The 10,500-nt window shown below is 27.4% G+C and carries 8 protein-coding genes and 1 tRNA gene; 8 read left to right on the top strand and 1 reads right to left on the bottom strand.

Annotated features, from left to right (window positions below; translation table 11 throughout):
* The first annotated feature begins 19 nt into the window (after positions 1 to 19).
* From ACQRD5_RS05395 to ACQRD5_RS05360, 8 genes are all read left to right on the top strand, one after another.
* A tRNA-Asn gene (locus ACQRD5_RS05395) sits at positions 20 to 94 on the top strand.
* A 211-nt stretch (positions 95 to 305) separates the two neighbouring features.
* A complete protein-coding gene (locus ACQRD5_RS05390; RefSeq protein WP_294363486.1) occupies positions 306 to 1,391 on the top strand; it encodes a polysaccharide deacetylase family protein in 1,086 nt (361 codons plus the stop codon).
* A 117-nt stretch (positions 1,392 to 1,508) separates the two neighbouring features.
* Entirely contained in the window at positions 1,509 to 2,189 is a 681-nt protein-coding gene (locus tag ACQRD5_RS05385; RefSeq protein ID WP_291629793.1) for a response regulator transcription factor, read from the top strand.
* The gene (locus ACQRD5_RS05380) at positions 2,186 to 3,574 is read left to right on the top strand and encodes a HAMP domain-containing sensor histidine kinase (RefSeq protein WP_320901687.1); all 1,389 of its coding nucleotides are present in this window, start codon (positions 2,186 to 2,188) and stop codon (positions 3,572 to 3,574) included. The genes ACQRD5_RS05385 and ACQRD5_RS05380 overlap by 4 nt, the downstream gene beginning before the upstream one ends.
* A 1-nt stretch (position 3,575) precedes the next feature.
* A complete protein-coding gene (locus ACQRD5_RS05375; protein ID WP_291629795.1) occupies positions 3,576 to 5,048 on the top strand; it encodes a hypothetical protein in 1,473 nt (490 codons plus the stop codon).
* A gap of 25 nt (positions 5,049 to 5,073) precedes the next feature.
* Positions 5,074 to 6,453 carry a TldD/PmbA family protein gene (locus ACQRD5_RS05370; RefSeq protein WP_294167050.1) on the top strand — a complete coding sequence of 460 codons (1,380 nt, stop codon included), beginning with the start codon at positions 5,074 to 5,076 and terminating at the stop codon, positions 6,451 to 6,453.
* Positions 6,454 to 6,466: 13 nt separating this feature from the next.
* Positions 6,467 to 7,810: a TldD/PmbA family protein gene (locus ACQRD5_RS05365; protein WP_320901691.1), complete on the top strand. Its 1,344-nt coding sequence runs from the start codon at positions 6,467 to 6,469 to the stop codon at positions 7,808 to 7,810.
* Between the two features lie 128 nt (positions 7,811 to 7,938).
* Entirely contained in the window at positions 7,939 to 8,436 is a 498-nt protein-coding gene (locus ACQRD5_RS05360; RefSeq protein WP_320901736.1) for a GNAT family N-acetyltransferase, read from the top strand.
* Between the two features lie 134 nt (positions 8,437 to 8,570).
* Here ACQRD5_RS05360 and ACQRD5_RS05355 read toward each other — a convergent pair whose 3' ends face one another.
* A complete protein-coding gene (locus tag ACQRD5_RS05355) occupies positions 8,571 to 10,439 on the bottom strand; it encodes an LTA synthase family protein (protein ID WP_320901693.1) in 1,869 nt (622 codons plus the stop codon).
* Positions 10,440 to 10,500 lie beyond the last annotated feature (61 nt).

Raw genomic sequence — 10,500 nt, 5'->3', positions numbered from 1 at the left:
CACTCTGAAAATAAAATATTCCGTGGTAGCTCAATGGTGGAGCACTCGGCTGTTAACCGATAGGTTGGAGGTTCGAATCCTCTCCACGGAGCCATTTTAATTTAAAAGAGTTTTATAAGAATAGATTTTAGTCTATTGTTATAAAACTCTTTTTTTGCTATTTCTACTAATTAATTAAAGAGTTAAGTAAAAAATACGAAGAATGTAATATGTTTGTAACTATTTTTCAACTTATTGTAAAGATTTAAGATACTAATTTTTATATAATTAATTCAAGAAGAGCCTTTAGGAGATAGTGATGTAAAATGAATAATAAAGTAATAAAAAGACGAAAAATAAAAAAAGTAAGAAAAAGAGTGATATTATTTTTAATTTTTTTAGCATTGAGTACAAGCATTACATTTATGATATTAGAAAAATTAGAAGTTACAAATGGAAATAGTTATATGCAAGTAGAAGCATTAACTAATAATAATGAGAATGATTCAGTTTACATATCAAAATATGATGAAGATGAATCAGATAATAAAGTAGCTACAGAGAATATAGCTAAACGTTATAAAAATCATAAAAATCATAAAATAATTAAGAGTGATAAAGAAATAGTTAATATAGAAAATAAAGAAATTAATATAGAAAATGAAGAAATTAATATAGAAAATAAAGAAGTTAATTTAGACAATTCGGGATATATAACTTTAGAAAATGATATTAATGCAGATGATGCTTCGAAGATTTTACCAGAAACAATGTATAAATGGAATTTTTATAGAGAAGATGGCAAGAAAATAGCATATTTAACTTTTGATGATGGACCATCAGAACATTCCACAGAAAAGATATTAGATATATTAAAAATTAATGATATTAAAGCTACATTTTTTGTATTAGGTTCAGCAATAGATAATAATAGTAGATCAGAAGAGATTTTAAAGAGGATAGCAAAAGAGGGACATGCTATAGGTAGTCATGGATACTCTCATAATTATTCACAACTTTATCCTAATAGAACTGTAGATGTAAATGCTTTTATGAAGGATTTAGAGAAGAATGATATGCTATTAAAATCTATATTAGGTAAAGATTTTAATACTAGATTAATCAGATTACCAGGAGGACATTCTAGTTGGAAAGGAACTCAAGAGTTAGACAAAGTATTACAAGAGAAAAATATTTGGCAAGTAGATTGGAATTCATTAAATGGAGATGCTGAATCAAAAGATTTACCTAAAGAAGTATTATTAAATAAATTAAAAGAAACAGTGGGGAATCAGGATGTTGCCATTATACTTATGCATGATACTGATAATAAAAGCGGAACTGTGGAATATTTGCAAAGTGCAATAGATTATTTAAAATCTCAAGGATTTGAGTTTAGAACATTAAAATAAGATAAAAAGCTATATTAGAGCATTTAAAGTATGAAAATGTTTTTAATATAGCTTTTTATTGATATATTTAGGTTATAATTTATATTGTATAATAAACTTAATTTAGGGGGTTACATAATGAATAAAATTTTATTGGTAGAAGATGAAGAAAGCATAAGAGGCTTTTTAAAAATAAATTTACAAAGAAATAATTTTAATGTTATTGAAGCTGCTAGTGGAGAAGAAGGTCTAGAGTTAGCAAAAAAGGAAAAACCTAAAATTGCTATATTAGATGTAATGTTACCTGGAATTGATGGATTTATAGTTTGTAGTGAATTGAGAAGGAATTTTCCTGAAATGGGTATTATTATGCTTACAGCAAAGGGACAGGACATGGATAAGATAATGGGATTAGAATATGGGGCGGATGATTATATAATTAAACCATTTAATCCTTTAGAGGTAGTGCTAAGAGTAAAGGCATTACTTAGAAGAGTTGGAGAAGATGATAAAGAAAAATTACAACTTGGAGAATTTTTAATTGATATTTACTCGCAAAAAATATTAAAAAATAATTGTGAGATAGATGTGACTCCAAAGGAATATCTATTAATGAAAATATTTTTAGAAAATCCTAATAAAGCCTTTAGTAGAGATGAGTTATTAGACTTAGTGTGGGGAAAGAATTATTTCGGAGATGCAAAAATTATAGATGTAAACATAAGGAGGCTAAGAGCGAAGATTGAAGATAAGCCTTCTGAACCAAAGTATATTGAAACTGTATGGGGGATAGGATATAGGTGGAAATCAAAGGAATGAAAAGTATAAAAAATCAGTTATTAAAGGGTATAGTAATAATTATTTTTTCTACTGTTGTTGTATTAAATGTATTACTTATGGTGTTTATAAGAAAATATTATTATGACAATATGGAAGCTATTTTAAAAAGTAGAATAGAAGTATCAATGAATTTTTATAATAAATATTTTTCCTCTAGGTCCTTAATAGAAAATATTTATGATAATGTAGATGCTTTTTGGAATGAAAATAATGCACAAGTAGAAATATTTGATTCTAAGGGTAATTTACTTATGGATTCTATTGGAATAAAGGATAATAAGTTAATTAGTGCTCCAGATATAGATAGAGCTCTTGAAGGCAATGCATCAAGGTGGATTGGAAAAGTAGATTATTATGATAAAAATATAATGGCAGTATCATACCCACTAGAAACTGACGGTGAAATAATAGGAATAATAAGGTTTATTACTTCATTAGAAGAGATTGACGGGATTATAAGAAATATAATGCTTATTTTTTCAAGCATATCTATTGGAGTAGTTTTACTAGGTCTTTTATTAAGTATAATTTTAGCAAATAGTATTATAAATCCAATAAAATATTTAAATCAAGTTGCAGAGAAAATGGGTGATGGAAATTTAAGTATAAGAAGTAAGATTAATAGTAGAAATGAAATTGGTCAATTATCTAATACATTGAATTTTATGGCTGATGAAATATCCAGAAGAGAGCAGTTAAAAAATGATTTTATTTCACAAGTTTCACATGAATTAAGAACCCCCTTAACAGCTATTAAAGGATGGACTATAACATTAAATTGTGAAGAAACAGATAAAGAAACCTTAGAATTAGGGTTTAAAATAATTGAAAAAGAAACTGATAGACTTTCTCTAATGGTAGAAGAATTACTAGATTTTTCAAGGCTTATAAATGAAAATGTAAGCTTAGATTTAAGGGAAGTAAGTATTTTAGAATTTATTAATCACATTGAATCTTTTATGGCACCAAGAGCTAATAAAGAAGGGATTGATTTAAAATTTATAAAGAAAGCTAATGGAAGTATGATAGTAGATAGTAATAGATTAAAGCAAGTTTTTATAAATTTATTAGATAATGCTTTTAAGTTTACAGGTGCTGGAGGAAATGTATTATTCAGTGTATTAAATGATGATAAAAAAGTTAAATTTATTATAGAAGATAATGGCTGTGGGATATCAGAAGAAGATTTACCTAGAGTAAAAGAAAAATTCTTTAAAGGAAAAAACTCAAATTCTAAGAATGGGATAGGCTTGTCTATTTGTGATGAAATAATAAAACTTCATAATGGAGAGTTCAATATATATAGTAAATTAGGAATAGGAACAAAGGTTGAAGTTATTATTCCAATAAATAAGGAGGAATAATATGAAATTATTGAAAGCATTTCTTTCATTGATATTAATTTTCATGTTTACATTTAATATTGGTTGTAGTAAAGTAAATGGAAAAGATACACAATCGATAAAAGCACCTAATAATGAAAATTTAACTATTAGAGGGACATGGAAAGTTGTAGATATTAATATTTTTGATGATGAGATTGAGAATAAAGATGAAATATTATTACAAAAAGAATCTTTAATTAGTATATCAAGTAGTAAGATTTCTATTTTTAATAAGATATATCATGAGCCTAGTTTTAAGCTAAAGGTAGTAGATAAAAATTATATTTTATCTTATGAATTAGACCTTATGTTAAAAGATGTTATTGATTTATCTCATAATGTAGATATAATTTCGCTAATAGATTCAAATAATTTAATAGGAGAATTTATAGTTATAGATGATAATAATGGATATTTATTTTATTCTGGAATGATTCTAAAGTTAATTAGAGAAGATATAAATCCAAGAAATATAGATGATCCTAACAATAAAGTGGAAGCGGAAATAGTAGATGAAGATTATAATAGTAATGTAGGTGTAATGCTAGCTTTAAAAACTCCTAGAAAAGATATGGGAGATGGAAAGTATCAGGATTCAAGATATAGGACTTTATGGATATCATTAAAAGATAATAAGCTAGAACCTGTCTTAGAAAAAAATAATATTATTTTTCCAAGATTAAATGGTATATGGACTATAGAAAAAAAAGTAATTGATGAAAAAGGTATTTATAATGAATACTTTATAACTAAGCCAATAGATGCTAGAGAAGATAGTAGAATAACAAGTGATATATCAATAAATTCATATAAAGATATTAACTTCGTTTCTAATGACTATATTTCAATTGAGAGATATGAAGGAGAGAATTTCAATAATTCATTTTCAATGTACAGAACTATACCTATCGATAATATTAATTCATATGAAGGTCTAAGTATAGATGAAATATATTCATCAGAAGTAAAGCAAAAATACGAAAAAGATTTTAATGAAGCTTTTGATAGTTTATCACTAGAGAAGCAAAACTCATTAAGTAATAATGTGGATTATACCAATTTTACAATGAAGAGAATAGAAGGAAAATGGACTTTAGTAGGAAAAATAATATCAGATGATCCTAATGAAGATGGATATGACTTTAGGTTAACAATAAACCCAAATAAGAAGATTCTAAATTATGATACATTACTAATTCCATGGAAGGATTTAAAGGGAAAATTTCCATTTATAGAGGATGCATATACTTCACCAAATAGAAGAATTGCAATAATTATATTTAACAATAAGCTATTTGTATATGAATTAAAAGATGGAAGTATTAATGGGAACCCTCTAATAAGTATAGATTTAAATGAAGGTGAAAGTGTAATAATGGCAGAATGGTCAACAGGTTCTTATGTTGATACATGGACAAAAGCTTTCAAGGATGGGCGAGTAATAAGCGAATAATTAATATATGAAGGAGGATTAAATTATGTTATCAAAGGATATATTATCTAGTGTTTTAGCTAGATGTTTAATAACTGGAGGAGACTTTGCAGAAATTTTTGAAGAAGATACTATAAATACTTCTATTAGTATTCTTAATGGCAAAGTAGAAAATTCAATATCAGGAAGGACTCATGGTATTGGAATAAGAATATTTAAGGGATTTAAAAGCATATATGCTTATACTAACAATAGAGATTTATCTTCTTTATTAGATACTGCAGAAAAAGCAGCCTTAGCACTTGGAGAATTAAAAGAAGATATAAGTGTAGTTTTAAATAGACAAGAGGTTTATAATAATAACCCAATTATTTATATACCATCATCAGTAAGCATAGATAAAAAAATCAATGTTATGAAGACAGGATATAAAGCAGCAAAGGAATATAATAATGAAATATCACAAGTATCAGTAGGATATTTAGATAAAGAACAAAACATCTTAATTGCAAATACAGAAGGATTATTAACAGAAGATAAGAGAGTTAGAACTAGATTATCAATAAGTTCAGTTGCTTCTGCTAATGGAGAAAACCAAACAGGATTTGAAGGCCCAGGAGCACATAAAGGCTTTGAATTATTTGATACTATTGATCCTGAATATTATGGTAGAGAGGCATCAAGAGTTGCTCATACTATGCTACATGCAAAAAATTGTCCAGCAGGAAAGATGACAGTTGCAATAGATAATGGATTTGGTGGAGTTATATTCCATGAAGCATGTGGACATTCATTAGAAGCAACTGCAGTAGCAAAGGGAAATTCAGTATTTACTAATATGCTTGGAAAGCAAATAGCTTCATCAAAAGTTACAGCAATAGATGATGGAACTATACCTAATGCTTGGGGATCATTAAATATTGACGACGAAGGAAATAAAACTAGAAAGAATGTATTAATAGAAAATGGAATATTAAAGGGATACTTAATAGATAAATTAAATGGTAGAAGAATGGGTATGGAGGCAACAGGAAGTTCAAGAAGACAAAGTTATAAGTTTGCTCCAACATCAAGAATGACAAATACTTATATTGCTGCAGGAAATGATGATGAGACAGAAATCATTAAATCAATTTCTGATGGATTATATGCAAAGAAAATGGGTGGTGGATCAGTAAATCCTGTAACAGGAGAATTTAACTTCGCAGTTTCTGAAGGATATATAGTTAAAAATGGAGAAATACAAGAACCTGTAAGAGGAGCAAGTCTTATTGGTAAAGGTAGTGAAGTTTTATTAAATATAGACATGGTAGGTAAGAACCTAGCGCAAGGTCAAGGAATGTGTGGTTCTATATCAGGAAGTATCCCAACTAATGTAGGTCAACCTATGATTAGAGTAAAAGAGATAACAGTAGGTGGAAGATAGGAGGGAATGGAATATGGAATTAAAAGAATTTATAGATAAACTATTTAAAAAAGCAAAAAGTAATGGATTCGATGAGTATGAAGTTTATTATGTAGATAGGGAAAGTTTAAGTATAAATGTTTATAATGAAGAGGTTGAAAAATATAACTTAACTACTTCCTATGGATTATCTTTTAGAGGGAAAATAAATGATAAAATAGGATATTCTTATACAGAAATATTAGATGAAGATGCTATAGAAATGCTAGTTAAGAATGCTAAAGAAAGTGCATTAGCTATTGAAAATGAAGATATTCAATTTATTTATGAAGGAGATAAGGAATATACTAAAGTAAATACTTATTATAAGGCATTAGAAAATATTCCAGCTGATAAGTTAATAGATTTAGCATTAAATATGGAAAAGGAAGCTAAGGCTTTAGATAGTAGAGTTGTAAGTTTTCAAGGTTGTGCATTAGGATATAGCAATTCAAAGTATGGAATAATTAATTCTAAGGGACTTAATTTAGAAAACAAGTCTAATTTACTTACTGCATATGTGGTACCTATAATTAAAGAAAATGAAAATATGCATGATGGTTTTGGATACGTTACTGCAAAAGCATTAGAAGAAGTAGATCCTAAGAAAATTGCAAGAGATGGAATTAATGAAGCTGTGTCAAGGATAGGTGGAAAATCTATTCCATCTGGTAAATACAAAACTATTATAAATAATGAAGCTATGGTTTCAATTCTTTCAACCTTTGCAGGAGTATTTAGTGGTGATGCTGCACAAAAGGGATTAAGCTTATTAAAGGGTAAAGAAGGAGAAATTATAGCAAGTGATAAGGTTACATTACTAGATAATCCACATTTAGAAAATGGGTTAGCATCAGTTCCATTTGATGATGAAGGAGTAGCAACTAAGAAAAAGGATATAATTCATAAAGGTAAATTAATTACATTACTTCATAATTTAAAAACTGCTTATAAAGGTAATACAAAATCTACAGGTAATGGATTTAAGAGTTCTTATGCTTCACCAGTAGGAGTTTCACCAACTAACTTCTATATTGAGAAGGGAACTAAATCTTTTGATGAGTTATTAGAAGAGGTAGGAGAAGGTGTATTAATTACTGAATTTGCTGGATTACACTCAGGAGCAAACTCAATAACTGGAGATTTCTCATTAGCAGCAAAAGGATTCTATATTAAAGAGGGGAAGAAGGATTTCCCAGTTGAACAAATAACAGTAGCTGGAAACTTCTTTGATTTATTAAAAAACATAGTTGAAGTTGGATCTGATTTAAAATTCCCTATGAGTAGTGTTGGAAGTCCTTCTGTAAGAGTTGAAGGATTAAGCATAGCTGGGAAATAATAATGTGTAAAAGTTAATAGATAATTTAGAAACTCAGTGTAAGCTGAGTTTCTTTTAAAATAATAAAAAGGGGAGTTTTATTTATGCTAGAATTAAAAGAAATAAAACTAAAAAATGGATAAAATTTAATATTAAGAAAAGCTAATGGAAATGATGCAGAAAAAATGATTGAATATTTAAATACTGTTGGCGGAGAAAGTGATAACTTGCTATTTGGGAAAAATGAGTTTCATTTTTCAATAGAGCAAGAAAAAGAATATCTTAATAACTTAAATAATGATAAAGATGCATTAATGATTATTGGAATAATCATTAATGAAATTGTTAGTGTAGGTCAAATAATAAAGCTAGGAAGAAAAAGAATAGCTCATAATAGTGAGATTGCTATTTCTGTAAAGAAGGAGTATTGGGGACTAGGTATAGGAAGCGCAGTAATGTCTGAATTAATAGAGTTTGCAAGAAATAATGACATAAGAAATATAGAGCTTGGCGTTAAAGCAAGTAATAGTAAGGCAATTAAACTTTATGAAAAATTTGGATTTGAGAAAGTAGGATGCCATAAGAATTATTTTAATGTTAATGGTGTTTTTGATGATGAAATATTAATGGACTTATCTTTGAACTAAATATAAATTTGTGAATTCAATGTGAACTACTGAAGAATGTAAAATTAAAGAAGAAACTCTCTAGGGGTTTCTTCTTTAATAATATATTTTTAGTAATTTAGAACAAATTACCTAAATGATTCTAAATTATATAATTAATTTTTATTGAGTGTTGCTTTATTTGCTCTTATCATTTTATCAGAAAGATCAACTATATGTTTATACATTTCCTTTTCTTCATCAGTAAGATTTTCACCTACAACTTCAAGATTAGTAAGAACTGCAAAAGATTTATTAGTATTTAATAAGTTTCTTCCTATAGCGGTATTAATATATTTTTCATTATCCACACCCATAAGATATAGTAGAGATGGCATAATATCTATTTGACCACCTATAGTATCAAAAGTTTTACCTTCATTCATATCTTTTGACCAAATTATAAATGGTATAGTATGATGACCATTATCTAGATACCAATCTTCCTTATTTGATAGTTTTTCTATTGAACTATTATAGTACTTATGAACTCCTGTATGGTCTCCTTCAATTACAACTACGGTATCATCTAATAAGCCTTCTTTATCTAATTGCTTTAAGAATTCACCTATTTGTGCATCTGTATACTTAATACTTTCAAAATATCCACCAAGCTCACTTTTATCAAGTTCACTATCTAGATTTAAAACTCTTTTTTCTTTAGGTAAGTCGAAAGGACCATGACTAGTTAAGGTTACTGTAAATGCATAAAATGGTTCTTTTAAGTTTTTAAGCATTGGTACAACTTGTCTAAAGTAGCTTTCATCAGATATTCCAAGACCAATTTCTTCATCTATGTTAAAGGAATAATAATCAATAAATTCATTAAAGCCTATTCCCTTAAGACCATTTACATAATTCCAAAATGACCCTTTGTCAGGATGTATAGCTATAGTATCATAATTCATTTCTTCTAATAAATTAGGAAGAGAATTATATTCTGTTGAAGGATATCTAAAGAAAGTGCTACCTCTTCTTAATGGGAACATTGATGTATTAATCATTAAGTCTGAATCAGAACTTGTACCTTCATTTACTTGTTCGTAAATATTAGGGAAGTAAAGTCCTTTACTTATTAATTCATCCATAACTGGTGTTATTTTTTGCCCATTAACCTCTTTTCCAACTATAAAGCTTTCTAAAGATTCAACTTGAATAACTATAAGATTTTTACCTTTTAACATTCCAGCATATTTATTATCTTCTAAGTTTTCTTTTGATTGGAAAAACTCATTTATTTGAGCAGTTTCTTCTTCAGTAAGCTCATAAGGTTTAGAGTCTTTATATACGTTATATACATCAAAAATATGGTATCCTATTGGAGAAAAATATCTAGCTGTATTAGTAGGATCATAATTTGAGAATATATATCCATTCTTAACATCTTCATTTTTTAGTATATGTAAATTAAAAGGTACATAAGCTATAAATAATAAACTAGAAAGTATCATTACTATGAAGGTTAAAGGTGCTCTTCTTTTTACATTAGTATAAGATTTTCTAGTAAAGAAAACATAAATAGCTAAGATAATAAAATCAATTAATAATAAGAAGTCTAGCTTACTAAACATTGATGATATTGTACCACCCATATTATCAAGGTTAGCTGTTTGGGTTAATAATAAGGCTGAAGGCATTGTTAAGAAGCCTCTAAAATATCCCAAATCTAGGAAGATAAGTGCTGTTATTATTATATCTATAACAAATAAGTAAACAACTCGTCCTTTACCTTTAAATAATAAGGAAAAGCTTAAGAATATTAAAATAAAGGCATAATAATAATTTATAAAAGGTTTTGCTGAACTAAGTCCATTTGAAAAATTTAAAATATATGGATCACTACTAGTTACAAAGCCCTGAAATACTATGCATTTTAATGTTATAGAAATAAATGGTATTAAAAATAAAATTATTCTAATTAGTCCATCAAAGCTTAAGATATTCATAAGTTTACTTTTTAATGTCTTTAAAATATTGTTCAACATATATTCACCTCAAAAAAATGGGCCTATTATTTAAGCCCACATAATCCTTTCTCTAGTTAAC

The sequence above is a fragment of the Clostridium sp. SGI.024 genome (assembly GCF_050315195.1).
Classification (GTDB): domain Bacteria; phylum Bacillota; class Clostridia; order Clostridiales; family Clostridiaceae; genus Clostridium.
Note: the sequence above shows the minus strand (reverse complement) of the source record. Positions and strands in the feature narration are given on the sequence as shown.

Bases quoted from the DNA above. Each gene is read 5' to 3' on its own strand.
- ACQRD5_RS05390 (WP_294363486.1), top strand. From the start codon at position 306: ATGAATAATAAAGTAATAAAAAGACGAAAAATAAAAAAAGTAAGAAAA.
- ACQRD5_RS05385 (WP_291629793.1), top strand. From the start codon at position 1,509: ATGAATAAAATTTTATTGGTAGAAGATGAAGAAAGCATAAGAGGCTTT.
- ACQRD5_RS05380 (WP_320901687.1), top strand. From the start codon at position 2,186: ATGAAAAGTATAAAAAATCAGTTATTAAAGGGTATAGTAATAATTATT.
- ACQRD5_RS05375 (WP_291629795.1), top strand. From the start codon at position 3,576: ATGAAATTATTGAAAGCATTTCTTTCATTGATATTAATTTTCATGTTT.
- ACQRD5_RS05370 (WP_294167050.1), top strand. From the start codon at position 5,074: ATGTTATCAAAGGATATATTATCTAGTGTTTTAGCTAGATGTTTAATA.
- ACQRD5_RS05365 (WP_320901691.1), top strand. From the start codon at position 6,467: ATGGAATTAAAAGAATTTATAGATAAACTATTTAAAAAAGCAAAAAGT.
- ACQRD5_RS05355 (WP_320901693.1), bottom strand. From the start codon at position 10,439: ATGTTGAACAATATTTTAAAGACATTAAAAAGTAAACTTATGAATATC.